The organism is Streptomyces sp. NBC_00988 (genome assembly GCF_045162645.1).
Taxonomy (GTDB): domain Bacteria; phylum Actinomycetota; class Actinomycetes; order Streptomycetales; family Streptomycetaceae; genus Streptomyces.
Genome location: NZ_CP108730.1, coordinates 11,492,908 through 11,516,175, shown reverse-complemented (window position 1 = coordinate 11,516,175; position 23,268 = coordinate 11,492,908). Strand labels below are relative to the sequence as shown.

Below are 23,268 nucleotides of genomic sequence, written 5' to 3'. Positions count from 1 at the left end.
CCGATGACAAACTCTTCCAAGACGCGCGCCCCGCGCAGCCCGGCCGCCGACGACCGGTACAAGTGGACGGCGCTGACGAACACGACCGCCGCGGTCTTCATGTCCGCGCTGGACGGCTCCATCGTGCTGATCGCCCTGCCGACGATCTTCCGGGGCATCCACCTCGACCCGCTCGCGCCGGGCAACATCGCCTATCTCCTGTGGATGATCATGGGATACCGGCTGGTCCAGGCCGTGTTGGTGGTCACGGTGGGACGGCTCGGCGACATGTACGGCCGGGTCCGGATCTACAACTCCGGGTTCGCGGTCTTCACGTTCGCCTCGGTCCTGCTGTCCTTCGACCCCTTCGGCGGCGGTCACGGAGCGATGTGGCTGATCGGCTGGCGGGTGCTGCAGGCCGTCGGCGGCTCGATGCTGACCGCGAACTCGGCCGCGATCCTCACCGACGCGTTCCCCGAGGAACAGCGCGGCTTCGCCCTCGGCATCAACCAAGTCGCCGCCCTGGGCGGGATGTTCATCGGTCTGGTCGCCGGCGGTCTGCTGTCGGCCTGGGACTGGCGGGCGGTGTTCTGGGTGAACGTCCCCGTCGGCGTGTTCTTCACGGTGTGGGCGTACCGCACCCTCCGCGAGACCGCCAAGCACGACGGCGGCCGCATCGACTGGTGGGGCAACATCACCTTCGCGGTGGGCCTCAGCGCCACCCTCATCGCCATCACCTTCGGCCTCCAGCCCTACGGCGGCCACACCATGGGCTGGACCAACCCGCTGGTCGACGTCCTGATAGCCGGCGGACTGCTCCTCCTGGCGGCCTTCGTCGTCATCGAGAACCGCGTCTCCGCACCGATGATCCAGCTGAGCCTCTTCCGCCAACGGGCCTTCACCTTCGGCAACTTGGCGGGCCTGGCCATCTCGATCGGCCGGGGCGGAATGCAGTTCGTGTTGATCATCTGGCTCCAGGGCATCTGGCTCCCGCTGCACGGCTACGACTACGGCGACACCCCGCTGTGGGCCGGCATCTTCATGCTGCCGCTGACCGCGGGCTTCCTCGCCGCGGGCCCGGTCTCCGGGTATCTGTCGGACCAGCTCGGTTCCCGGGGGCTGGCCACCGGCGGTGCGGCGCTGTTCGGCGCCACCTTCCTGGGCCTGATGTGCCTGCCGATCGACTTCAGTTACTGGATCTTCGCGGTGCTGATCGCGCTCAACGGGATCGCCAGCGGGATGTTCGCCTCCCCCAACTCCTCCTCGATCATGGGCAGTGTGCCCGCCCGGTTGCGCGGTGTCGCCTCCGGCATGCGCGCCACCTTCCAGAACTCCGGCACCGCAGTCTCCATCGGCGTGTTCTTCTCCCTGATGATCGCCGGGCTGGCCAGGAGCCTCCCGCACACCCTCACCGCGGGACTGCAACAGCAGGGCGTACCGGCCCACTTGGCCGCGCAGGTCGGCGGGCTGCCCCCGGTCTCGTCCCTGTTCGCAGCGCAGCTGGGCGTCAACCCGATCCAGCATCTGCTCCAGCCCAGCGGAGTCCTGACCCATCTGACGGCGGCGCAGCAACACACCCTGACCGGCAGCGAGTTCTTCCCGAGCCTGATATCCGGGCCCTTCCACTCCGGCCTGGTCATCGTGTTCGCCTTCGGCGCCACCCTCGCCTTCCTCGCCGCGATCGCCTCCCTGCTGCGCGGCGCCGGCGCAGGCCCCACGGCCAAGGCACCGGGGCCGCGCAAGGCCGCCACCGGCGACACGCTCGCCCGACCGGACAGGTAGGCCTACTGCCCCCCTTCCCCACCCTCAGCAGACCGGCCGACACGCACAGGAGAAGCGAGCAACCCCCATGCCACTGACAACGATCGACCCCGCGTCCGCGCTCGTCGTGATCGACCTGCAGAAGGGCATCGTCTCGGCCCTCACCGACGATCCGACCACCACCGCCGTCAAGCAGGCGACCCACCTGGCCACCGAGTTCCGGCGCCACGGCCTCCCCGTGATCCTGGTCAACGTCACCGGCCGCGCGCCGGGACGTACCGACAGCGGACGGTCCGCCAACGCCCCTACGCCGCGCGCCGGTTGGGCCGACCTCATCGACGAACTCGACGTACAGCCGACCGACCACCTGGTCACCAAGCGGCGGCGCAGCGCGTTCCACGACACCGGACTCGACACGCTCCTGCGGGACTTGGGCGTCACGCAGGTCGTGCTCACCGGCATCGCGACCAGCTCGGGCGTCGAGTCGACGGCACGCTCGGCCTCCGACCACGGCTATCACGTCGTCCTGGCCACCGACGCCATGGGCGATCCCGATCCCGAGGCCCATCGCCACAGCGTCGAGCGCATCTTCCCCAAGCTCGGCGAGACCGCGACCACCGCCGACGTCGTCGACATGCTGGAGGCGACCCGATGACCCTGCTCGGCCGACTCCTGAAGAACCGCAGAGCAGGCGACGCCCACATGGCGTGGAACCTGCCCAACCTCCAAGGCCCCGAGCAACTGACGCTCACCAGCCAGGACTTCGGCGACGGCGACGGCATGTCACTGAAGCACTGCGCGAAGCAGATCGGCGGCGACGACCTGTCCCCTCACCTGACCTGGGCCCCACTCCCGCCCGGCACCGCCCAACTCCTCCTGGTCGTAGAGGACATCGACGTCCCCATGGCCAAGCCGGCCGTGCACTGCCTCGCGCTGATCAACCCGTCGGCAGCCGAACATCTGGAACCCGGTGCCCTGGCCGCGCAGCATCCCGGCCCCGGGGTACGGATCCTCCGGTCCACCATCGGACGGGGTTATCACGGTCCCGCGCCCATCAAAGGCCACGGCCCGCACCGCTACGTGTTCCAACTGTTCGCCCTCTCGGTCGCCGTGGACAGCGCCTCCGGCACAACGCCGGTGGACCGGGCACGCCCCCGCGCCCTCCTGCCAACGATCACGGCATCCGTCCTCGGCCGAGGCCGCCTGACCGGCGTCTACGAGCGCTGACCCCAACGCCCCACACCGTGCGCCCAGTTCAGTCGACGACCGGTACGGACGGTGCCCCCGGCGGCAGGTTGAACGGGGTGACCACCTGGATCGCCGAGGGCAGTGTCGGGCCGTCGTCGGGGAGGGCCTTGTGGGCGCGCATGACGATCTGGCAGGCGCGGCGCATGTCCTGGCGCAGGTCGTGGTGGAGGACTGCGGACAGGCGGCGCTCGCGCAGCAGCCGGGTGTTGTCGTGGTCCAGGTCGTGGGCGATGAACACCGCGCACTCCCGGCCCAGCGCCTCGAAGGCGTCGAGGGTGGCGAGGTTGCCGCCGCCCGCCGAGTACACGGCGATGATCTCCTCGTCCCGTTTCAGTGCCTCCAGGACCAGCTCGTGCTGGGTGGCGTCCAGGCCGTCGCTGTCGGTGACCTCGACCAGGGACCGCCTGGGGTCGGCGAGGCGCATCGCGCTGCGGAAGCCCATCTCGCGTTCCTCCTCGCCCCGGAAGGAGCCCCGGCTGATGGTGGTGAGCACATTGCCGGGCCGCCTGCCCAGCCACTGTCCGAGGAGGTAGGCGGCGGTGGCGCCGGCCGCGCGGTTGTCGATGCCGACGTAGGCCAGGCGTGCGCTGTGGGGCAGATCGGTCACCAGGGTGACGACGGGGATACCGGCCGCGACCAGCCGCCCGACGGCGGCGGCGATCTCCGGCTCGTCGGGGGCCTTGAGGATCACGCCCTGCGAGCCGCGCTTCGCGATCCCGTCCAGCGTCGCGGTCAGTTCGGCGGGCGGGCAGGTCTCGCGGAAGTGGAAGCGCGAACGCACCAACGCGGGGTGCAGGGAGGGCAGTTCGGCTTCGAGCGCGTCCCGTACGGCGGTGGAGAACCGCTCCGGTGTCTGCATCACGATGTCGATCATGAAGGTGCGGCCGCCGAGCCGGACCTGGCTCTGCTGACGGTCCAGGTCCTTGATGGCTTCCTGCACCTCCCTGATGGTGCTCTCCGTGACATTGCCCCGCTGGTTGAGGACACGGTCGACAGTGGCCGTGCTCAGCCCGGCCTGGCGGGCGATTTCCCTGATCGGGTACTGATGTCGCATGAGTGATCCCCCAGACCGATGATGCACTTTTGATGGAGTGAGAGGCATTGAATGATGGGTTTATTTTATCAAGACTGGCAGAAACGCACTGACAGCGAAAGGGACCCGGATGTCTCCCATCACCGCAAGGACGCGGACCTGGCTGACCGAGGCGGACTGCGATCTCGACGCGTTCCGCTCACTCGTGGAGCAGCGCACCGACATCGCCGACCATCCCTCGGCCGAGCGCGTCGAGCAGAACGTCCCGCTCTACGACAGCGCCCGGCTCCGTGCTCTCGCGGCCACCGCCGAGGGCCGCCGGGACGTGCAGAGCGAGCTGGTGGGGGCGCTGCTCGACGGGCCCGGCATCGTGGTCCTCAAGGGCGCCTTCCCGGACGAGGCCGTCGTGGACCGGGCGTCGGACGCCTTCCGCGCGCTGATCGAGGAGGAGCGCGCGAGCGGTGCGGGACGCGGTGACCACTTCGCCAAGCCCGGCGCGAACGACCGCGTCTGGAACGCCCTGGACAAGGTGGCCGTACGGGCACCCGAGGCGTTCGCCGACTACTACGCCAACGACATCCTGGAGCTGATCTCCGAGGCCTGGCTCGGCCCCGCCTACCAGGTCACCTCGCAGGTCAACGTGGTCAACCCGGGGGGCGCGGCGCAGAACGTGCACCGCGACTACCACCTCGGTTTCCTCTCCCAGGAGCAGGCGGCGGCCTATCCCGCGCACGTCCACCGGCTCTCCCCGGTGCTGACCCTCCAGGGCGCGGTGGCCCACTGCGACATGCCCGTCGAGTCCGGCCCGACGCTCTATCTGCCGCACTCGCAGAAGTTCGAGCCCGGCTATCTCGCCTGGCGGCTCCCGCAGTTCGTCGAGTACTTCGGCGCGCACCACGTCCAACTCCCCCTGGAGAAGGGCGACGCGGTCTTCTTCAACCCGGCGCTCTTCCACGCCGCCGGGCACAACCGCTCGGCCGGCATCAAGCGCATGGCCAATCTGCTCCAGGTCTCCTCCGCCTTCGGGCGTGCCATGGAGACGGTGGACCGCGAGGCGATGGCGAACGCCCTGTTCCCGGTGCTGCTGAGCCGCAAGGCCGAGGGCGTCTCCGAGGACTGGCTGCGCCGCGTGATCGCCGCCACCGCCGAGGGCTACCCCTTCCCCACCAACCTCGACCTCGACCCGCCGGTCGAGGGTCTCGCCCCGCCCTCACAGGCGGACACCCTCCGGCAGGCCGTCGCGAAGGAGTGGGACCCGGAGAGGCTGCGCCACGAACTGCAGGCCGCCGCCAAGCGCCGCCAGAGCTGAGCCGAAACCGAAAAGGACACATCACATCCGTGACGCGGGTGACGTCGACACCGCGTCCAGTCTGCTCACCCTCGACGACGGCACCATCGCCGTCGTCTCCAACTCCCGCCACAAAGCCCGCGGTCACGACGTACGCCTCGAACTGCTCGGTATGAAGGACAGCATCGCGGTCGGCCTGGAGGACAAGCTGCCGCTACGGTCCGTGGACCCGGGCGCGACGTTCCCGGCCGGCACTCCGCACACCTTCTTCATGGACCGGTTCGCCGCCGCCTACCGCGCCGAACTCACCGCGTTCACCGAGGTGGTGGCCGGCACCCGTACCTCCCCGCGCACGGTCGCCGACGCCGTCGAGGCGAGCCGGATCGCCGAGGTGTGCACCCTGTCGCTGCACGAACACCGTCCCGTACGACTCGAAGAGGTGCGCCTCAGGACGCGCCAACAACCGTAGCGGCAGGGGCCGTTCAGAGATCCGGCCGCCCGTCTGTGAGACCGGCGGAGCCGGCGACGGGGAGTCCGTCGCCGGTGCCGTAAGCGGGGTCGTGAGCGTCACCGCGTTCCCTTGGCGGCGAACTCGGCGACCTTGGCGACGTTGGTCTTGTCGACGAAGGCCGGGCCGGTCAGCACGGGGGCCTGGCCGCCGCCGCTGTAGTTGCCGTTCGTCTTGTAGAGCCACAGCGAGTCGACGGCCAAGTAGCCCTGGAGGTAAGGCTGTTGGTCGATGGCCCACTGGATCTTGCCGGCCTTGATGGCGCCGACCGCGTCCTTGTTGAGGTCGAACGTAGCGAGCTTGGCCTTGCTGCCGGCGTCGGCGATGGACTGGATGGCGGTCATCGCGAACGGGGCGCCGAGCGTCGTCACGTAGTCGATGGTCTTGTCCTGCGTGAGCTTGGCGGTGATCGTCGACTTCACCGACGGCATGTCCGTGCCGTTGACGTAGAGGATGTCGGTCTTGCCGCTGAACGTCTTCTTCACGCCGGCGCAGCGGGCCTCCAGGGCCACCTGCCCCTGTTCCATGATCACGCAGACGGTGTGCTTGGCACCGGCTTCGTTGAGCTTGCGACCGAATGCCTCGCCGGCGATGCTCTCGTCCTGGCCGAAGTATTCGAGCAGACCCTGCTTCTTCCAGTCCTGCACACCGGTGTTGAAGCCGACGACGGGGATGCCGGCCTGCTCGGCCTTGGCGACGACGGCCTTCATGGCGTCCGGCTTGGCGAGAGTGACCGCGATGCCGTCGACCTTCTGGTCGATCGCGTTCTGCACCAGGTTCGACTGGTTGGGGCCGTTGGGGTCGGACGAGTAGATCAGCTTGACGTTGTCCTTGGCGGCGGCGGCCTGGGCGCCCTTGCGGATCGTGTCCCAGAAGGTGTCACCGGGCGCCGCGTGCGTGATCATCGCGACCGTCATACGGGGAGTGGTGGCCTTGCCGGCCGAGACACCGGAGGTGTCCTCCGCGGACTGCTTGCCTCCGGAGCTGCTGGAGCAGCCGGCCACAAGCAGTGCGGCGGCTGCGGCCGCCGCGACAACGGGGACGATTCTGCGGGAGCAGGGGTGGGATGTACGGTCCATCTTTCCGGCACCTCACTGTGACTGCGGCGGATCACACGTCGTTAACACGGCTGTTGCTTATGACGAGATAGAACCGTCACGTCATCCCGGGGTCAACGCTTGCAGTTACATCATTTGTCCATCACGACAAGATGTCTGAACAATTTCCCGACGGCCGCCAAAACGTGTCCCGTACACCGAAATGGAAATGAAAACAGGGGCGGCGGGAACGACCGTGGTTTCGCTCCCGCCACCCCTGTGGCCCTTTTCAGTTCACGAGTGCCGCGGCACTCCGATATGCCGCCGCCGCGGCCTCCCGCACCGGCAGCGCGCGGTGCGCGTCGGACAGGATCTCCACGCCCCAAGGGCCTCGGAAACCGGCCGTACGGAGTGCGTCGACGATGCCCGGCAGGTCGAACGAGCCCTCTCCGCACAGGAGACGGCGGTGGACGGTGTCCTCGAAGAGCGTGCCGACGACCTGGCTGTCGGCGTCGTTGAGCTCCACGCCCACGATCCGCGCACCCGGCACGTCCGCCAGCTCGGCTGGTGGGGTGTGGGCGCGCTCGGTGTGCCAGACGTCGATGATGAGGCCCCCCGCCGGGTGGCCGGCGGCCTCCACGAGCCGTAGGCCGTCGTGCACGGTCCTGAGGTTGGACCAGGGCAGCGGTTCTACCCCGAGGCGGGCGCCCACCCCGTCGGCCTGCGCGGCCAGTACGGCGAACTCCTTGGCCCAGACGTCGAGTTCCCAGGGTTCGTCCGCCACGTCGGGGCCGATCTTGAAGGTGCGGGCACCGAGCGCCTCGATGGCTCGCAGCATGCCGACCCGGGCGGTGTCCGACGCGGCCCGCCGTGGTCCGTCGGCCCACCAGTCGGTCAGCAGTTCCAATTCGACATGGCTGATCCCGTTGTCCTCGAAGAGGGACCGGATCCCGGCGATCCCGTACTCGCGCTCGGCCTCCACCAGGTCCGCGTACAGCAGTCCGAAGGCGGTGAATCCGGCGTCGCGCGCCGCCTCCACCCGGTCCCGCAGATTCAGCGGACTGCGTTGATCCGCCTCGTCGGGAGCCGCGTCGCCCGCCGTGGTCCAGCACGTGGCCAGAAATTGGTCAGCGGTCATTTCCGTTTCCTGGATTCCTCGTGTTTCGGATTCCTCAAGTTCACAAAGACACGGCACCCGATCGCTTCGGCATTCTGAGACGGCCCTCGCTCATAGGTCAATCCCTCAGAACACATCAAAAGCACATCAGGCCCGAATGCGGCTATGCGACACCGCGCAGCACCGAACGCAGGTGCTCGGCGCTGGCCCATACGTCCTCGACCGGGCCCTTCGCCTTGGGCTCCTCGGTGAGGATGGTGTCCTGTTCGAGGACGTACCAGCCGTCGTAGCCGCGGGCGCTGAGGTGGGTGACGATGGCCTGGACGTCCACGTCCCCCGCGCCGAGCGGGCGGTACATACCCTTGCGCACGGCGTCGGTGTAGCTGAGCTGTCCGTCCTGAACCTTGGCGGCGAGGGAGGCGTCCACGTCCTTCATGTGGGTGTGGGCGATGCGCTCGGGGGCCTGCCGGGTGAGCTCTGCGGGGTCGGTGCCGCCGATGAGGAGGTGGCCGGTGTCGAGGCAGAGGGAGATCGCCGAGTGCTCCAGGACGCGCCGGACCTCGTCGCCGTTCTCGATCATCGTGCCTACGTGCGGGTGCAGGACGGCGCGGACACCGCGTTCGGCGGCCAGCGCGGCGAGCCGGTCGAGGTTCGACAGCAGCAACTTCCAGCCGTCGGCGTCGAGTTCGGGGCGCGAGTCGTAGCCGTCCTGGCCGGTGACGGCGGACAGGACCAGCACCTCCGCCTTCGAGGCGTCGTAGCCCGCCAGGAGTTGTTCGGCCTCGGGCAGCGGGTCGTGTCCGGGCACGTGCAGCAGCAGCGGGGTGAAGCCGCCGACCGCGTGCAGGTCGTGGTCGGCGAGGGTGCGGGCCATGGCGCCCGGCTCGGCGGGCAGGAACCCCTCGGGGCCGAACTCGGTGGCGGCCAGGCCGACCTCGCGCATCTCGTTCAGTACCCGCTCGGGCGTCAACTGGTAGCCCCAGCCGGGGACTTCGCACACACCCCAGGAGATGGGGGCACCGGCGATCCTGTTTTGGGGGGAGGTGGTCATGCTGTGGCCTTTCAGAGATTCCGGTCGGGGTGGGACGAGGGGTGGGAACCACGTCGGGATGAGCGGGCGGCGGCTGGAGGCAGGCTGAACGGGTCGTAGGCGCGCGTCACCGTCCCGGAGGCGGTGGCGAGGTGCGGGGTCATGGCGAGGCCGACCACCGCCGGGTCCACCGCAGGCTCCATCGCCCTCTCCCTCCAGAAACCGTCATGGCCGACCACAAGCGCGCTGATCAGTCGGTCGCCGGGCCGTTCACATGGGCGTAACGGTAGGTGCGGCGCAGGGCATTGTTGAAGAGGTGAAAACCATCATTAATCCTTCATTGGGCACGTCTTTTTCCCTCATCCGTACTTGACGGACGGCAGCTGTCGACGGATAGCTTCACGTGCACCCCGATGAGGCGAGTCCGTACTGAAGGGAGTCCGTGCTCATGGCAGAGCGGGCCGTTCCGTCCCGTGTGGTGGCCGCGGAGCGTGTCGCCACCGAGCTGGGCTTCACGTGGAGCTGTATCCCCGAGGTCGGCAGGCTGCTCAAGCTGACCGCCGCCTCGAAACCGCACGGGGTCGTCGCGGAGAGCGGCACCGGCACGGGCGTGGGTACCGCCTGGCTGCACAGCGGGCTCGGCGCCGGGGCCCGTCTGGTCACCGTGGAGCGTGACGAGGAGCTGGCCCGTCGGGCGGCCGGTGTCTTCGCGGACGACGACCGCGTCACTGTCCTCACCGGGGACTGGCGACTGCTGGAGCGGCACGCCCCCTTCGACGTCTTCTTCTGCGACGGCGGTGGAAAACGCGAGGACCCCGAGCGGGTCGTCGGCCTCCTCGCCCCCGGTGGCCTCCTCGTCCTGGACGACTTCACCCCGTCACCACACTGGCCACCACGTCACGGCGACGAGGTCGACGAGCTGCGCCTGTTCTACCTCACGCACCCGGCCCTCGACGCGACCGAAGTACTCACCACACCGTCCACGTCAGCGGTGGTCGCCGCACGCCGCCCCTGAGGCCCGCGCCGCGGAGGGTGGGTTGCACCAGGGCCACCTTCTCCCTCCTCCCAGGTGCTGCGGGCCCTGGCGGCCGCCCTGTTGCTGAGGCGCGCCCTGTTCGACACCAACGTGTTCAGCCTGGTCGACACCACGAAGGCCGTACTGCCGGACATGCGCGCCCGGCGGGCCGTCACATCGTGAACCTCTCCTCGCTCGGCGGTCTGGTCAGGTTCGGCGCCACCGGCTCCTACCACGTCTCCAAGTGCGCGATGGAGGGCCTCTCCGAGTCGCTCGCCGCCGAACTCGCACCGCTGAGCGTCAACGTGACGACCGTCGAGCCCGCCGCCTTCCGCACCCAACTGGTCGGGGCCCTCCATACGCCAGTCCGCCACGACCATCGATGACTACGGCCCCACCGCGGGCACCCGGCACACCAGCACCCTGGCCACCTACGGCAACCGGCCCGGCGACCCGGCCCGCGCGGCGCTGGCCGCCGTCATCGACGCGGTCACGGCCGAAGTGCCCCCGTCGCGGCTCCTGTTGGGCCGGGTCGCGTACGACATCGCCACCGCCCCCGCCAAGCTCGACTCCCTCAGGCCCGCCTTCGACAGCTGGCGGGAGGTCACCGTCGGCGCGGACTTCCCGCCGCGGGACGCGGTGGTGCCCGGAGCCTGCTGAGGGCCAACTGGCCCGCGCACCAGGGCAGTTCAGACACCCATCTCCCGTCTCCGTCATGGACCCGAGTCTCAGTGAGGCGCCCGCTTCAGGAACAGTTCCAGACCGGCGAGGAGCCGGTCGACGTCCTCGACGCTGGTGTAGGGCGCGAGGCCGATCCGCAGGCCGCCGGAGTCGCCCAGGCCGAGCCGACGGGAGGCCTCGATGGCGTAGAAGGAGCCGGAGGGCGCGTACACGTCCCGTTCCGCCAGGAAGCGGGAGGCGTCCTGCGTGCCCTGTGCGCCCAAGGCTTCGTCCAGGGTCAGGAGCACAGTGGGCGTCCGGTCGGCCGCCTTCGAGTGGACGGTGATCCCGTCCAGGGCTGCGAGCCCCTGGTCGATGCGCGTACGCAGGGTTTCCTCGTGCTCGTGGAGCGCGGCGAGGCTCGCTGCCAGACGCTCGCGGCGACTGCCGCCGGCGTCCGTGTCGAGCCCGGCCAGGACGTCGACCGCGGCGCTCGTCCCGACGAGCAACTCGTAGGGCAGGGTGCCGAGTTCGAAGCGTTCCGGAACCGCGTCGGAGGACGGCAGGAGCTTGTCCGGTCGCAGGGTTTCGAGCAGCTCGGGCCGGGCCGCGAGGACGCCGTGGTGCGGGCCGAGGAACTTGTACGGCGAGCACACGAAGAAGTCCGCGCCGAGTTCGCCGATGTCGACGAGGGCGTGCGCGGTGTAGTGAACCCCGTCGACGTGCACCAGGGCCCCTACCCCATGTGCCAGCCGGGACATCTCGGTGATCGCGGGCCGGGTGCCGATCAGGTTGGAGGCGGCGGTGACGGCGACCAGCCGGGTGCGGTCGGACAGGGCGGCGCGGAGGTGGTCCAGGGTGAGTTCGCCGGTCGCGGGGTCGAAGTCCGCCCAGCGGATGGTGGCACCGACCCGCTCGGCGGCCTGGATCCAGGGGCGGATGTTGGCATCGTGGTCGAGGCGGGTGACGACGACCTCGTCTCCGGGCGACCAGGTCGCGGCGAGGGTGCGGGCGAAGTCGTAGGTGAGCTGGGTGGCGCTGCGGCCGAAGACGATCCCCGAGGCCTGCGCCCCGAGGAGATCGGCCATGGCCTCGCGCGCCCCGGTGACGATGGCATCGGCATTGCGCTCCCCCGCGGTCACCTGGCCACGGTTCGACAGCGGGTTCGCCAACGCCCGGGTGATGGCCTCGATGACCGGCCGGGGCGTCTGTGTACCGCCAGGCCCGTCGAAGTGGGCCGGCCCGCCACTCAGAGCGGGGAACAGGGCGCGCAGGGCGGAGATGTCGTAGGCCACGGAGTGAGCTCCTGTCGATGCCGTGTGCGGGCCTCGGGGCCCCGGATGTCCACGACGATCATCGGACATCGGCGGGGTTCGGGGCAGCGGGCGGGGCGCTCGGTGTCCCGTCCGGCGCGGATGTCAGCGGCCTGCACGCGTTGGGGTTGGTACTCCACGACACGTCCCGACGCTCCGCAGCGGCGCGGAGCTGTGTCGATGTGCGGCTCCACCGCACAGGCGCGCCACTCGGAGACCGGCGCAGCCCGGTCTTGTGGAGGCCCGGGGCAGTGCCAACACACGACTCCACCGCGCAGGCACACCCCTCGGAGACCGGCACAGACAGATCCCATAGCAGCGCGGGGCTACGTCAACATGCGACTCCGCCGCGCGGGCACACCCCACGGAGACCGGCGCAACCCGGCCTCAACACGCGACTCCACCACGCAGGCACACCCCACGGAGACCGGCGAAGCCAGGTCTTTCAGGGGCGCGGGGAACTGCGCGGCCAGCCCCCACCGACCCGCACCCACGAGACGGCCCCAAGCCCCCGACACCGATAACTCCCTTCCCCCAACACCGATTGAGCACCCCGTCGAAGCAACAGCCCGGGGCCTCAACGCCTCACCCGCCTCGGCAACAACCCGATCTCCTGCGCCCGCAACACTGTGCTCACGCGATCGCGCGTACCCAGCTTCCGATACAGACTCTCGACGTGTTTGTGGACCGTGCGTACGGAGATGCCCAGCCGGTGGGCGATGGCCGAGGCCGTGAGGGCGTCGGCGAGCAGAAGGAGGACGGTGACCTGCCGAGGGGTGAGCCGGGAGTCCGCTGCCGCCTCCGGCGGTGCCGTCGTCGCGCGCAACCGTTCAAGAAGTTGTCGCTGCTGCTCCACGCCGGCCAGCAGGGGCTGCAGCTGCTCGGCGGCCCGGACGTGGTCCTCGGTGAAGTCGGCACCGCCGCGGTAGACGAGGCAGCCGGTGACCGGCGTGGTCGTGCCGGGCAGGGGTATCGCCAGGACGTGGTCGGCGTCCATCAAGCGGCTGATCGTCCCCGCGGTGCGGCTGCGCGCCCACCCCCTCCCGGCCATCCGGTGCGCGGTCCCGGGTCGGCGGACGGCACCGGCCGCGGCGTAGTGGTCCGCGAAGGGGTAACCCCTGCGCAGCACCGCCATCGACTCGTCCCCGATGTCGTCGATCCGCCCGAGATGCGCCGCGGCGCCGGGCGAGAGCCCCATCGACCCGGTCCGGTCCGTCCACTCGCCGAGTTTGTAGATCAGCGCGTCGCCGCCGCACAGCCCCGGCAGGGCCGCGGCGACCAGCGGCCACAACCGCTCGGGTTCCCGTTCGTGCAGAGCCGCCACCGCGACCGCGAGCATGCGTTCGTACGCCCCGGCCGGCCCGCCCGTCATACGCCCTCACGATCCCGCGTGTGTCACGTCCGCGTACGTACTTCTCCCCATACCACCACAGCCACGCCGCCCGGCAGAATTCACAGCGTTCCGGCAGCGCCTGCGACCGTATGGATCAAGGGAGTTGACGGTACGGATCCGCCTGCGCGGGGGACAGGCGGATTCCGGCCGTACCAGGTCGGGAACCCGGGTCAGGAACCCGGGACGGGAAACAGCAGGCAGCTGCTCGTGGCGTGCGCGAGCAGCCGGTCCTTCTCGTCGAACAGTTCGGCCTGGGCGAGCGCGGTGCGCCGTCCGCCGTTCAACACGGTCCCTACGGCACGGACCCGGCCGGTGTCGGCAGTGATCGGGCGCAGGAACTTCACGGACAGGTCGAGCGACGTGTATCCCATGCCCTGCGGCAACGTGGACTGCACCGCGCAGCCGGCCGCGGAGTCGAGCAGCGTGGCGTAGACCCCGCCGTGCACGCTGCCGATGGGGTTGTAGTGCTCCTCCCCCGGTATCAGCGAGAACACCGCGCGTCCGTGCTCCACCTCGTCGAGCGTGAAGTTCAGAGTGGCCCCGATGGGCGGCGCGGGCAGGCGCCCGCCGATCAGTTCCCGCAGGAATTCCAGACCCGTGGACTGTCCTACGGCGGCTGCCGATACCCCCGGGTCCTCCCACTCGTACGTGCGTGACCGTCCCATACGGCGCTACCTCCCAGCTGGCTTCCTGAAAAGAAGCTAGATCTGTCGGCAGCTGACTGTCAATGACAGAGCCAGGTGGCTACGCTGGCGGCATGGAATGGCTCGACGTGAGCACGGAGAACTGCCCGGTCCAGAGCACGCTCGATCTCGTCGGCGAGAAGTGGACCCTGCTGATCCTGCGGGACGCGTTCATCAGGGTCCGTCGCTTCGACGACTTCCGGCGCCATATCGGGCTCTCGGACGCGGTGCTCGCCGACCGGCTCCGCAAGCTGGTGGCGGCCGGCATCCTGACGACGGTGCCCTACCAGCAGGCGGGGAGCCGGACGCGGCACGAGTACCGGCTGACTAGCAAGGGCCGCGATCTCTGGCCGGTTCTCATGGCGCTACGGCAGTGGGGCGAGACGTACGCCGCCGACCCCGAGGGGCCGGTTCTCGACGTACGGCACACCGGGTGCGGCGCACCGGTCCGGGTGGTGGTGGAGTGCGACGGGCCGCACGGCGCGTTGAAGCCGACCGCGGTCACGGCCGCGCCCGGACCGGCGGCCCGGCCCGTACGCAGCCTGCTACCGGAGTGAGTGCTTGGGCGATGCGGAGCCGACCGTGAGCTCGGTGCCGTCGCCCCGGTGGACGGTGGCCGTGGGGAACAGCGGGGCGCTGCGCAGGAGTTGGGCGGTGCCGGGGACCTCGGGGTACAGGCCGAGGCTCGCCCACACCGCCCAGGACGACATGGCGCCGAGGTCGTCGTTGCCGACGAGTCCGCCGGGGGCGTCGGTGAACAGCGTGGACAGGGCGCGCTGGGTGACGGCCCCGGCGCGGTCGGCGTGGCCGACGTAGGTGTATGCCCAAGGGGTCCCGAACGAGGGCTCGTTGCCGAGGTAGGCGTACGGGTCACCGGCGCCCGCGTTGAGGTTGGTGAAGAAGGTGTCGAGGCGGGCGGTGACGGCGGCGTCGCCGCCCATCGCCGCGAACAGTCCGGGCAGGTCCTGCGGGACCATCCACGTGTACTGGGCCGCGTTGCCCTCCACGTACTCCGTCTTCTGGGCCGGGGTGAAGGCCGGCCAGGTGCCGTCGGCGGCGCGGGGCTGGATGTAGCCGGTCGCGGGGTTGAAGAGGTTGCGCCAGTTGCCGGAGGCCCGCAGCAGGGTGTCGTACGCGGTCAAGTCGCCGAGCCGGTGGGCGAGTTGGGCGAGCGCGTAGTCGGCGACGGCGTATTCGAGGGTGGTGGAGACCGAGCCCCAGACGCCCTTGGTGCCGGCGGGAACGTAGCCGAGGGAGTCGTACTGCTCGTGTCCGGGGCGCTGGCGGTTGTCCTGCCGGTCCGCGAGGGCCGTGCGCAGCAGGGTGGCGGCGTCGAAGTCGGTACCGCCGAAGGCGTGGATCGCGGACGCGATGGCGGGCAGCGGGTCGCCGACCATGACGCCGCTGCCGCCGTTCGCGAGGGTCCAACGGTCGAAGTACCCAGCTTGGAGGCCCTGGTTGAGGACGGACTGCGCGATGTCGGAGGCCTCGCGCGGGGCGAGCAGCGCCAGCAGCTGGACCTGGCAACGGTAGACGTCCCAGCCGGAGAAGTTGGCGTACTGGACGTGCCCGGCGACGGTTCGGTGGACGATCCCGTCCATGCCGGTGTAGCGGCCGTCGGTGTCGCTGAAGACGCTGGGGTGCAGAAGGGCGTGGTAGAGGGCGGTGTAGAAGACGCGGCGTTGGGCGTCCGTGCCGCCGCCGACTGTGACGCGGTTGAGCCACCCGTTCCAGTCGTCGCGCACGGCCTGCCGGATCGTGTCGTACGACCGCGCCTTCTGCTCGGTGAGCGCGTTGCGGCGGGCGCCCTCGACGTCGACGAAGGAGACGCCGACCCGGGCGGTCACCGTACGGACGCCGGGGGCGAAGGTGACCATGGCCGCGCCCGCCTTGCCGTCGGGGTGCGTGGTCTGGGCGAAGGGCTGGTCGAAGGTGGCGTGGAAGTAGAGCCGGTACCGGTTCTTGGACTTGCAGAACGCGCCGCTGTCGCTGTACCCGGAGAGCGTGTTGGTCCCGATGTCGACTGATCCGGTGGCCGCGGTGAACGCCTTCGCCGCGTCGATGCTCACGGCGGCGGGGCGGGTGTCGGTCGCCGGGTAGGTGAAGCGGGCGATGCCCGAGCGCTGGGTGGTGGTCAGGTCGGTGCCGATGCCGTTGTCGAAGGTGACGTGGTAACTGCCGGGCGCTGCCTGCTCGTTGGCGTGCGAGAACGTGGCGTACGACGGCGGTGCGGTCTCCTGCGTAGGCATGAAGGGGACGTTGCCGTAGGCGGCGCAGCCCGCTCCGGAGATGTGCGCGAGGCTGAAGCCGCGGATGCGGTTGTCGCCGTAGGAGTAGCCGCCGTGCTGGTACGTCAGCGTGTCGGGGCTCCACTGCATCCCGCCGAGCGGGGCCGAGGCTCCGGGGAAGGTGTTGCCCGCGCCGCCGCCGTGGCCGAAGTCGGGGCCGCCGGGGGCGGTGCCGACGAAGGGGTTGACGTACCGCGCGAGATCGTCGACGGCCCGGGGCCGGGACGTTCCGTCGGCCCGGACCGGGGCGGCGGCCGTTCCGGACGCCACGAGCACCGAGGCCGCCAGGGCGGCCCGAAGCAGGGGAAGTCGCACCACGTTTCTCCAGCCAGACAGGGAACCCGCCGCCCGCGCGGCGCCGGACCGCGAGTGTCCCCAACGCGGCCCCACCTGCCGTGCCGCCACACCGTCCGGGTCCGAGGACCAGCCGGTCGGGTCATCACTCCGCCGCATGTCGCGATGGCCGACGGGGTGTCGATCGACGTGGTGCGTGAAACGCCGCGTCTGGAAACATGGGCGCCTCACACGACGGGGGTGGCTGATGCGACGGGTTCGGGTGGCGCACGGGGTGATGGGTGCAGTCCTGTTGGGGCTGACGGCGGTCGGCTGTTCGGGCTCCGGGGGCGCGCAGTCCGCCGGGATGGGGCATACGACGACCGCGTCTGCGCCCGCCTCCGCGTCGGCCTCCGCGGTGACGCAGAGCTCCGGCGGCGGCCAGGACTCGTGGCGTGCCTGGACCAGGGACCTCTCCGGCTCGGAGGGGGTAAAGGTCTGTGGTGCCACGGCCCACCAGGTCGTGTGTGCCACCGGCGCGGACGGTTTCGTCGGGCGGTCCCGGACCGACGGCGCGGTCAGTTGGACCGTGCCCACCATCACCTCCGGCAAGAACCTCGGACTCGTCGTGGACAAGGCCGACGAACGCGCGGTGACCAGCGGCGGTCGCACCCTGCGCGCCGCGAACCTGCGCACCGGCAAGGCGGCCTGGTCGCTCCGGCTGCCCGCCGACCGCGCGTACACCGGGTTCGTGGCGGCGGACGGAATCGTCTACGCGCTCGACGCGTGGAGCAGTTTCGACCGCGAGGCGAACGTCGAGCTCGGCGCCTACCGGGCGTCCGACGGTACGACGCTGTGGCACCGGACCGTCCACGCCGACCGCTATGAGAGCCCGGCCGCGTTCGGCGGGCGCGTCTACACGACCGACTCCTCGAAGGTCACGGCGCGCGACGCCCGTACCGGCGATGCGCTCGCGACCACCACCTCGGGCACCAAGTGTCCGCACCTCATCTCCGGCGCCGACTACCTCGTCTGCTCGGGCAGTGCGTACACGACCGAGGACACCTTTCCGCCCCTCCGGCGACTCGACCCTGGCGACCTCCGACCACTCGCCACCGCCAAGGCCAGCGACCAGAAACCCGAACGCGCTCTGATCTCGGCCGACGGTGTGCTGATGCTCTTCGAGGTCAGTCCGGAGGACTCCAGCGTCGGGGACTGGAACGCCTACGACCTCAACCACCCGAAGAAACTGTGGAGTTACCACACGACCTCGGATGAAGCCGGCCTAGTCGGCGGGCGGTTCCTGACCTTCACCCCCCGCAACGACCGCGCCACCCGGGGACACATGATCAGCATCGACCTGCATGCCGGACCGCACGCGAAAGGTGATGCCGCACCCCGCATGTCACCGGCCTACCCGGAGACCGTGGGCAGCGCGTACCCGGCGTTCGTCCTGCCGGGAGGCGACCCGGACCACGTCGTCATCGAAACGATGGTCCATCACATCCTGCGGTCGCTGCCGCTTCCCTAGGAACAGATGCCCTGGGAACGGACCAGGATGATGGGTGGCATGGTGATCGACCACGAAGAGGCGGGGGCCGTACGGCCGTTGACGCTGGCCTGGGTGAACCGGCAGCTGGAGGTCGGCGAGCGGGTCGTCGGAACCGAGGCGTTGCACGGCGGGATCACCGCCGAGATGCGGCGGCTGACCATCGATACGCAGGACCGGAGTACGCGTGACCTGGTGCTGCGGACCTTCGTCGACCCCCACTTCGTGGAGCACGCCGAGGACCTGCTGAACCGCGAGGCCGACGCCCTCGCCCTGCTGGCGGGAACCGACGTCCCGGCTCCCGGACCGGTCGCGGTCGACGCGACCGCCACGCACTGCGAGTACCCGTCGCTCCTCATGACACATCTGCCGGGCCGGACGGTCCTCGACGACGAGGGGCTGGAGGCACGCGTCCCGCTGTTGGCCCGTCAACTCGTGGCGATCCACGCGCTGCGACCCGCCGTCCGGCCACAGGTGTACAAGGCGTGGACGACCGCCGACGCCGTCGTCCCTCCACTTGGCGCCGACCCGGTGGCATGGGCCGCGGCAGCCGACGTGATCCGCAAGCCCGCGCCCCGGTATGAAGGGCGTTTCCTGCACCGGGACTTCCACCCCGGCAATGTGCTGTTCGACGTGTCGCCCCCAAGCACGACAGGTCCGTTTATCACAGGCGTCGTCGACTGGGTACAGAACTCCTGGGGGCCGGCGGACCTCGATGTGGCGCACTGCTCCAGCAACTTGGCCCTGCTCCACGGCCCCGCCTGGGGTCTGCGGTTCGCCGAGGCGTACGAGGAGGCCGGCGGCGTGCTGGCCGCGTCTGCGGGCGAACGGTTGTACTGGAGGTTGCTGGACGCGCTGCCGTTCGCGGCCGGCGCGGAGTGGGTGGCGCGGCCGTGGCGCAGGGCGGGGAGGGCGGAGCTGACGACGCGGGCCGTGGAGGAACGGCTGGATGCCTACGTCGCCGCTCTGCTGGACACGCTGGGCTGAGCCGGCGTCGTCCGGTGCGCGACGGTCGGGGCTGGTTTCAACGTCCGGTACCTGAGGCATTTCTGACGGACCGTCCGTTGCGGTTCAGCCCTGGGACCGCCCGCCCCTGTTCAGTCCTGCCGGCCGGCTCGGACGACTCGGTCGACGACCTCCGCACCTCGCTCCGGCCGCTCCGCGAACCAGTAGCCGAGGTGCTCCCGGACGGCCTCCGCGACGCACACCCGCACTTCGGTGTTACCCAGCAACGTGCGTGTGGCGCCGAGGTATTCGGGTTGGTCGAGCTTCACCGAGACGACTGCCGTGAGGCTCTCGACGATCAGGCCGGCCCGGGCATCGAGGTCGGACGCGGCCGGCAACTCCCGTTCCTGCGCGAACGCGGTGACCGCGGCCACCACTCCGTCGCGGAAGCCGTCCAGATGCGTGCCGCCCTCGTGAGTGGCCAGGCTGTTGGCGAAGCCGCGTATCCGCGCGCCTCGGGAGTGTCCCCACAGCAGGGCCACCTCCATCGTCCCCGCCATTCTCTCGTCCTCCCGCTCGAAGCCGAAGACCTCCGCATGGGGGCACGCCCCCGCTTCCGCGTCGAGGGCGGCCACGAAGTCCCGTACTCCGTCCGGGAATTGGAACAGCACCCTTCGAGGCCCTTCCGCCGGGCGTTCGTCGGTCAGCGAGATGGCCAGACCCCGGTTGAGGAAGGCCAGTTGCCGGAACCGCTCCGCCAGCACGGGGAACGAGCACCATGTCGTCTCGAAGATGTCGGTGTCGGGCCAGAAGGAGATGGTCGTCCCGCTTCCGATCGCCGAGCCCACACCTCCGGTCAACGGCCCCACTGGGTCGGGCTGTTCGACCTCGACACCGCGCGCGTACTCCTTTACCCACCGGGTCCCCCCGCCCCGCACCTCGACCGTCAGCCGGCTCGACAGGGCGTTGGCGACGAAAAGCCCCAGGCTGAAGGGGGCAATGACCGCAGTGCGCCGGCCAATGGGGCCGGAACCGACGTGCAGACTGGTCAACTGCGCTTCGAGGTCCGGGTCGTTGGCCCGCCCATCGCTCGCCCCGTCGTCGGCGACCCGTACGCCTCCGTCAGACGTGAGCGTGACGTCGACGGAGCCGGCGCGGCCCGCCAGGACCTCGCTCACGGCCCGGTCGGCGACCTCCAACACGAGGTGGTACAGGCCGCGTTCGCCGGTGGAGCCGACGTACATCCCGGGCCGTTTCCGAACGGCTTCCCTGCCCTCCAGCACCTCGATGTGGGCAGCGTCGTACTGCATGCCTTCCGCACTCACGAAGACCCCTCCCCTGGCGCTCGGTTGATCGCTCCAGCGTAGGCGGAATCAAATAAAACACCAGGTCAGAGCTGTTTCACCGAAGTCGCAGACAGGCGGGTGAAGGCGTGTCGGGAAGCGGGCGGCGCAGCCGTCGCGCACCGCACCCGGAACGCGTCCGAGGGTCTGCCGAAGCCGTGTACGACCCCGTTCCGGACGCCCCTGACGGCCTCAATTCCGTTGTGCGGCAGGCCGGTCGGGGAGGCAGGTCTGACGTTCAGTCGCTCGGTGCCGGGGCCGCCAGCTTCGCGATGTCCTTGAGGAGGGGTCGGCAGCGGGAGAACTCGTCGCGGCCCACCGTGAGTCGGCGTCCCCCGGCGGTGATGGCGTACGTGGTGGGAAAGATCGGGTTCCTGGACAGTCGTCGGACCTCGGTGACGTCGCGCCAGGCACAGACCGTTTCGCTGCCCGCGCCGTATGTCTCGACCATGCCGCCCTCGAATTGGACGACGCCGCCCTCGGAGTTCCGCCACACGACGCGGGCGGCGAGCAACATACCGACGAGCACAACCAGACAGATGACGGCGCCGGCGTACGTCTTGCCGGACACGCCGTCGTTGACGGTGTCGATCACGACGACGGGCATCAGGAAGGCCACGAAAGCGCAGCCCGACACCGCGAGGACCCACGCACCGAAGAGGGAGCGGTCGTAGACGGCCTTCAGTTCACCGAGCCCGGCCTCCCCGGCGGCACGCACCGCCGCGTCACGTGTCTCCCGGCTCATCCTCGACATCGCGCCCCCGCCAACCGGAATGGACATCAGTCCGCCTTCGCTCCGCCCTCACCGTCGCACGGCGGAAATACCCCACCGGCGCCCGGCCAACCGGAGACGCGGAAGCGCACGGGGATCACGACCGTCGCACCTCGCTGGGCCTACGGCGCCGACAGGGCGGCCAGTTCCGAGTCGAAGAACATCTCCGGGTCGAACCCCATGCCCGTGAAGTGGCCCGCGAGTTCCAGGGACAGGACGCCGTGCAGGCGGGTCCAGAAGGTCAGGGCGCGGTGGAGGGCCGCGGGTGGGGCGGGGTGGTCGCCCGCCCAGTGGCGGTGGGCTCCCAGGTCGACTACGAACGGTGTCTCGGGACCGTCCGCGGGCAGTTCCGTGCTCGCGTCCAGCAGGGCCGCCATGATCTCGGACGCGATACCGGTGATGTCGTCGGGCGCGTGATAGCCGGGGACGGGTGTGCCGTAGATGAGGAAGTAGCGCTGGGGGTCGGCGAGGGCCCAGCCACGCAGGGCGTGGGCCAGGCCGGGCAGGTCGGTGCCGGAGGCGGCGGCCGCGCGGAAGGTGTCGGCGAGGCTGCGGTAGGCGTCCCGGATGAGTTCGGTGATCAGGTCGTCGCGGCTGGCGAAGTACCGGTAGAGGGCGGGTCCGCTCATGCCCATCCGCTTGGCGATCGCGTTGAGGGAGAGCCCGGAGGCGCCCGCCGTGGCGATCTGTTCCCGCGCGTGTTCCTTGACCTCCGCGCGCACCTGGTCGCGATAGCGCTCGCGTGGGGTCTTCGTGCCCGTTTCCGCCATGACCGGCCGCCTTCCACTCCCACTCGACTACATGCTCACGCTTCAGTTAGAAGCTATCACGATTGCTATTGACGACCCCTTCTCGCATGAGTTACAACTTATAACGAACACGAAGACACCTAGCTCGCAACGGATCGCAGTGGAGGTCACCATGAACAGCACGGACAACACGAACCACGCGGACAACACCACCGACGCACTCGTCGAGGTCGTCCTGCCGGGCAAGGTGGAGCCGGAGGGCCTGGAGGTCCGGCACGGAGCGGTTCCCGTCGCGGGCCCCGGCCAGGTCGTGATCCGGATGGAGGCGACCGGGGTCTCCTTCGCCGAGCAGCAGATGCGCCGCGGCAAGTACTACGACCAGCCCCCGTTCCCCTTCGTCCCCGGCTACGACCTGGTCGGCACCGTCCAGAGCACCGGCGCGGGCGTCGAGCCCGGCCTGGCCGGCATCCGGGCGGCCGCGCTGGTCAAGGTCGGCGGCTGGGCCAGCCATGTGCTGGTCGACGCGGCCGACGTGGTGCCGGTGCCCGAGGGGGTCGGCGCGGCCGAGGCGGAGACCGTGGTCGTCAACGGCATCACCGCCTGGCAGATGCTGCACCGCAAGGCCCGCGTCCGCGCCGGCCGGACGATCCTGGTGCACGGCGCGAACGGCGGAGTCGGCACCGTCCTGGTCCAACTCGCCCACGCCGCCGGGGTGCACGTGATCGGCACGGCGTCCCCGCGCCACCACGACGCACTGCGCGAGCAAGGGGTCGAGCCCATCGACTACCGCACCCCCGACCTCGCGGCACGCGTCCGTGAACTCTCCCCGCGCGGCGTGGACGCCGTCTTCGACCACATAGGCGGCGCCAGCGTCGTCCGGTCCTGGCACCTCCTCGCCCCCGGCGGCACCCTCGTCTCCTACGGCAGCGCCTCCACCCGCGACGACGAGGGCTCCAAGCAGCTGCCCGTGCTCAAGATCCTGGGCCGGGTCTGGACGTGGAACGCGCTGCCGAACGGCCGTCACGCCTACTTCTTCAACGTCTGGGCAGGGCGGGCCCTGAGCAAGAACAAGTTCCGCGCCCAGCTGAGCGCCGACCTGACCCAGGTCTTCGCGGCCCTCAAGCGCGGTGAGGTCAACGCGCAGATCGCGGCCCAACTCCCGCTGGCCCGTGTCTCGGACGCCCTGCGCCTGGCCGAGTCCGGCACGGTCGCCGGCAAGGTCGTCCTGACCCCGTGACGCACCCCGCCCTCCCCTCTTCCCCACCCCTCTCGGAAGGACCTGCC

The 23,268-nt window shown here is 70.1% G+C and carries 24 protein-coding genes and 1 pseudogene; 13 read left to right on the top strand and 12 right to left on the bottom strand.

From position 1 onward, the window contains the following. The first annotated feature begins 3 nt into the window (after positions 1-3). From OG496_RS51905 to OG496_RS51895, 3 genes are all read left to right on the top strand, one after another. On the top strand, positions 4-1,761 hold the full coding sequence (locus OG496_RS51905; RefSeq protein WP_405975991.1) for an MFS transporter: 1,758 nt from the start codon (positions 4-6) through the stop codon (positions 1,759-1,761). 67 nt (positions 1,762-1,828) lie between these two features. After that, positions 1,829-2,395: a cysteine hydrolase family protein gene (locus OG496_RS51900; RefSeq protein ID WP_405975990.1), complete on the top strand. Its 567-nt coding sequence runs from the start codon at positions 1,829-1,831 to the stop codon at positions 2,393-2,395. After that, complete coding sequence (locus OG496_RS51895; protein ID WP_405975989.1) at positions 2,392-2,967, top strand: YbhB/YbcL family Raf kinase inhibitor-like protein; 576 nt, start codon at positions 2,392-2,394, stop codon at positions 2,965-2,967. Before OG496_RS51900 ends, OG496_RS51895 begins: the two co-directional genes overlap by 4 nt. Before the next feature lie 28 nt (positions 2,968-2,995). Here the strand turns inward: OG496_RS51895 and OG496_RS51890 are convergent, their stop codons facing one another. Then, entirely contained in the window at positions 2,996-4,042 is a 1,047-nt protein-coding gene (locus OG496_RS51890) for a LacI family DNA-binding transcriptional regulator (protein ID WP_405975988.1), read from the bottom strand. Positions 4,043-4,151: 109 nt separating this feature from the next. Here OG496_RS51890 and OG496_RS51885 point away from each other — a divergent pair, with 109 nt between their 5' ends. Continuing rightward, positions 4,152-5,330 carry a phytanoyl-CoA dioxygenase family protein gene (locus tag OG496_RS51885; RefSeq protein WP_405975987.1) on the top strand — a complete coding sequence of 393 codons (1,179 nt, stop codon included), beginning with the start codon at positions 4,152-4,154 and terminating at the stop codon, positions 5,328-5,330. A 22-nt stretch (positions 5,331-5,352) separates the two neighbouring features. Continuing rightward, positions 5,353-5,778: pseudogene (locus OG496_RS51880) on the top strand (Gfo/Idh/MocA family oxidoreductase); the annotation flags it as partial. Positions 5,779-5,876: 98 nt separating this feature from the next. On the opposite strand, the gene OG496_RS51875 reads toward OG496_RS51880, so the two are convergent. The 4 genes from OG496_RS51875 to OG496_RS51860 form a co-directional block, all read right to left on the bottom strand. Continuing rightward, the gene (locus OG496_RS51875) at positions 5,877-6,896 is read right to left on the bottom strand and encodes a sugar ABC transporter substrate-binding protein (RefSeq protein ID WP_405975986.1); all 1,020 of its coding nucleotides are present in this window, start codon (positions 6,894-6,896) and stop codon (positions 5,877-5,879) included. A gap of 247 nt (positions 6,897-7,143) precedes the next feature. Beyond that, complete coding sequence (locus OG496_RS51870) at positions 7,144-7,992, bottom strand: sugar phosphate isomerase/epimerase family protein (RefSeq protein ID WP_405975985.1); 849 nt, start codon at positions 7,990-7,992, stop codon at positions 7,144-7,146. A gap of 142 nt (positions 7,993-8,134) precedes the next feature. After that, positions 8,135-9,022, bottom strand: a complete 888-nt coding sequence (locus OG496_RS51865) for a sugar phosphate isomerase/epimerase family protein (protein WP_405975984.1) — start codon at positions 9,020-9,022, stop codon at positions 8,135-8,137. A gap of 11 nt (positions 9,023-9,033) precedes the next feature. Beyond that, positions 9,034-9,204, bottom strand: a complete 171-nt coding sequence (locus OG496_RS51860; RefSeq protein WP_405975983.1) for a hypothetical protein — start codon at positions 9,202-9,204, stop codon at positions 9,034-9,036. A 239-nt stretch (positions 9,205-9,443) separates the two neighbouring features. Here OG496_RS51860 and OG496_RS51855 point away from each other — a divergent pair, with 239 nt between their 5' ends. The 4 genes from OG496_RS51855 (at position 9,444) to OG496_RS51840 (ending at position 10,676) form a co-directional block, all read left to right on the top strand. Beyond that, positions 9,444-10,016 carry an O-methyltransferase gene (locus tag OG496_RS51855; RefSeq protein ID WP_405975982.1) on the top strand — a complete coding sequence of 191 codons (573 nt, stop codon included), beginning with the start codon at positions 9,444-9,446 and terminating at the stop codon, positions 10,014-10,016. A gap of 54 nt (positions 10,017-10,070) precedes the next feature. Then, positions 10,071-10,199, top strand: a complete 129-nt coding sequence (locus OG496_RS51850) for a hypothetical protein (protein WP_405975981.1) — start codon at positions 10,071-10,073, stop codon at positions 10,197-10,199. After that, positions 10,196-10,402, top strand: coding sequence for an SDR family NAD(P)-dependent oxidoreductase (locus OG496_RS51845; RefSeq protein ID WP_405975980.1), 207 nt, complete (start codon positions 10,196-10,198; stop codon positions 10,400-10,402). The genes OG496_RS51850 and OG496_RS51845 overlap by 4 nt, the downstream gene beginning before the upstream one ends. A gap of 115 nt (positions 10,403-10,517) precedes the next feature. Continuing rightward, positions 10,518-10,676 (top strand): hypothetical protein, encoded by a 159-nt coding sequence (locus tag OG496_RS51840; RefSeq protein WP_405975979.1) that lies wholly within the window; start codon positions 10,518-10,520, stop codon positions 10,674-10,676. Between the two features lie 68 nt (positions 10,677-10,744). Here OG496_RS51840 and OG496_RS51835 read toward each other — a convergent pair whose 3' ends face one another. The 3 genes from OG496_RS51835 to OG496_RS51825 all read right to left on the bottom strand — a co-directional run bounded on the left by OG496_RS51835 (position 10,745) and on the right by OG496_RS51825 (position 14,047). Next, on the bottom strand, positions 10,745-11,971 hold the full coding sequence (locus OG496_RS51835; protein WP_405975978.1) for a cysteine desulfurase-like protein: 1,227 nt from the start codon (positions 11,969-11,971) through the stop codon (positions 10,745-10,747). Between the two features lie 595 nt (positions 11,972-12,566). After that, positions 12,567-13,361: a response regulator transcription factor gene (locus OG496_RS51830; protein WP_405975977.1), complete on the bottom strand. Its 795-nt coding sequence runs from the start codon at positions 13,359-13,361 to the stop codon at positions 12,567-12,569. Positions 13,362-13,552: 191 nt separating this feature from the next. Then, on the bottom strand, positions 13,553-14,047 hold the full coding sequence (locus tag OG496_RS51825) for a PaaI family thioesterase (protein WP_366496350.1): 495 nt from the start codon (positions 14,045-14,047) through the stop codon (positions 13,553-13,555). A 92-nt stretch (positions 14,048-14,139) separates the two neighbouring features. Between OG496_RS51825 and OG496_RS51820 the strand changes: the two genes are divergently transcribed. Next, a complete protein-coding gene (locus tag OG496_RS51820; RefSeq protein WP_405975976.1) occupies positions 14,140-14,622 on the top strand; it encodes a winged helix-turn-helix transcriptional regulator in 483 nt (160 codons plus the stop codon). Here OG496_RS51820 and OG496_RS51815 read toward each other — a convergent pair. Further along, a complete protein-coding gene (locus OG496_RS51815; protein ID WP_405975975.1) occupies positions 14,611-16,668 on the bottom strand; it encodes a GH92 family glycosyl hydrolase in 2,058 nt (685 codons plus the stop codon). The genes OG496_RS51820 and OG496_RS51815 overlap by 12 nt on opposite strands. Before the next feature lie 226 nt (positions 16,669-16,894). On the opposite strand from OG496_RS51815, the gene OG496_RS51810 reads away from it, so the two are divergent. Together OG496_RS51810 and OG496_RS51805 are read left to right on the top strand one after the other, a co-directional pair. Continuing rightward, positions 16,895-18,157, top strand: a complete 1,263-nt coding sequence (locus OG496_RS51810) for a PQQ-binding-like beta-propeller repeat protein (protein WP_405975974.1) — start codon at positions 16,895-16,897, stop codon at positions 18,155-18,157. Positions 18,158-18,196: 39 nt separating this feature from the next. Further along, positions 18,197-19,162 (top strand): phosphotransferase family protein, encoded by a 966-nt coding sequence (locus OG496_RS51805; protein WP_405975973.1) that lies wholly within the window; start codon positions 18,197-18,199, stop codon positions 19,160-19,162. Between the two features lie 110 nt (positions 19,163-19,272). Here the strand turns inward: OG496_RS51805 and OG496_RS51800 are convergent, their stop codons facing one another. The 3 genes from OG496_RS51800 to OG496_RS51790 all read right to left on the bottom strand — a co-directional run bounded on the left by OG496_RS51800 (position 19,273) and on the right by OG496_RS51790 (position 22,005). Then, positions 19,273-20,445 (bottom strand): DNA gyrase subunit B, encoded by a 1,173-nt coding sequence (locus OG496_RS51800; protein ID WP_405975972.1) that lies wholly within the window; start codon positions 20,443-20,445, stop codon positions 19,273-19,275. A gap of 256 nt (positions 20,446-20,701) precedes the next feature. Continuing rightward, positions 20,702-21,244, bottom strand: a complete 543-nt coding sequence (locus OG496_RS51795; protein WP_405975971.1) for a hypothetical protein — start codon at positions 21,242-21,244, stop codon at positions 20,702-20,704. Between the two features lie 113 nt (positions 21,245-21,357). Next, a complete protein-coding gene (locus OG496_RS51790; protein WP_405975970.1) occupies positions 21,358-22,005 on the bottom strand; it encodes a TetR/AcrR family transcriptional regulator in 648 nt (215 codons plus the stop codon). A gap of 151 nt (positions 22,006-22,156) precedes the next feature. Here OG496_RS51790 and OG496_RS51785 point away from each other — a divergent pair, with 151 nt between their 5' ends. Then, positions 22,157-23,221, top strand: a complete 1,065-nt coding sequence (locus OG496_RS51785; RefSeq protein WP_405975969.1) for a medium chain dehydrogenase/reductase family protein — start codon at positions 22,157-22,159, stop codon at positions 23,219-23,221. Positions 23,222-23,268: the final 47 nt, after the last annotated feature.

Coding starts and splice junctions, on each gene's coding strand:
- OG496_RS51830 (WP_405975977.1), bottom strand. CDS start 13,361: ATGACGGGCGGGCCGGCCGGGGCGTACGAACGCATGCTCGCGGTCGCG.
- OG496_RS51785 (WP_405975969.1), top strand. CDS start 22,157: ATGAACAGCACGGACAACACGAACCACGCGGACAACACCACCGACGCA.
- OG496_RS51895 (WP_405975989.1), top strand. CDS start 2,392: ATGACCCTGCTCGGCCGACTCCTGAAGAACCGCAGAGCAGGCGACGCC.
- OG496_RS51865 (WP_405975984.1), bottom strand. CDS start 9,022: ATGACCACCTCCCCCCAAAACAGGATCGCCGGTGCCCCCATCTCCTGG.
- OG496_RS51885 (WP_405975987.1), top strand. CDS start 4,152: ATGTCTCCCATCACCGCAAGGACGCGGACCTGGCTGACCGAGGCGGAC.
- OG496_RS51790 (WP_405975970.1), bottom strand. CDS start 22,005: ATGGCGGAAACGGGCACGAAGACCCCACGCGAGCGCTATCGCGACCAG.
- OG496_RS51795 (WP_405975971.1), bottom strand. CDS start 21,244: ATGTCCATTCCGGTTGGCGGGGGCGCGATGTCGAGGATGAGCCGGGAG.
- OG496_RS51810 (WP_405975974.1), top strand. CDS start 16,895: ATGCGACGGGTTCGGGTGGCGCACGGGGTGATGGGTGCAGTCCTGTTG.
- OG496_RS51890 (WP_405975988.1), bottom strand. CDS start 4,042: ATGCGACATCAGTACCCGATCAGGGAAATCGCCCGCCAGGCCGGGCTG.
- OG496_RS51860 (WP_405975983.1), bottom strand. CDS start 9,204: ATGGAGCCTGCGGTGGACCCGGCGGTGGTCGGCCTCGCCATGACCCCG.
- OG496_RS51825 (WP_366496350.1), bottom strand. CDS start 14,047: ATGGGACGGTCACGCACGTACGAGTGGGAGGACCCGGGGGTATCGGCA.
- OG496_RS51870 (WP_405975985.1), bottom strand. CDS start 7,992: ATGACCGCTGACCAATTTCTGGCCACGTGCTGGACCACGGCGGGCGAC.
- OG496_RS51875 (WP_405975986.1), bottom strand. CDS start 6,896: ATGGACCGTACATCCCACCCCTGCTCCCGCAGAATCGTCCCCGTTGTC.
- OG496_RS51805 (WP_405975973.1), top strand. CDS start 18,197: ATGGTGATCGACCACGAAGAGGCGGGGGCCGTACGGCCGTTGACGCTG.
- OG496_RS51900 (WP_405975990.1), top strand. CDS start 1,829: ATGCCACTGACAACGATCGACCCCGCGTCCGCGCTCGTCGTGATCGAC.
- OG496_RS51905 (WP_405975991.1), top strand. CDS start 4: ATGACAAACTCTTCCAAGACGCGCGCCCCGCGCAGCCCGGCCGCCGAC.
- OG496_RS51820 (WP_405975976.1), top strand. CDS start 14,140: ATGGAATGGCTCGACGTGAGCACGGAGAACTGCCCGGTCCAGAGCACG.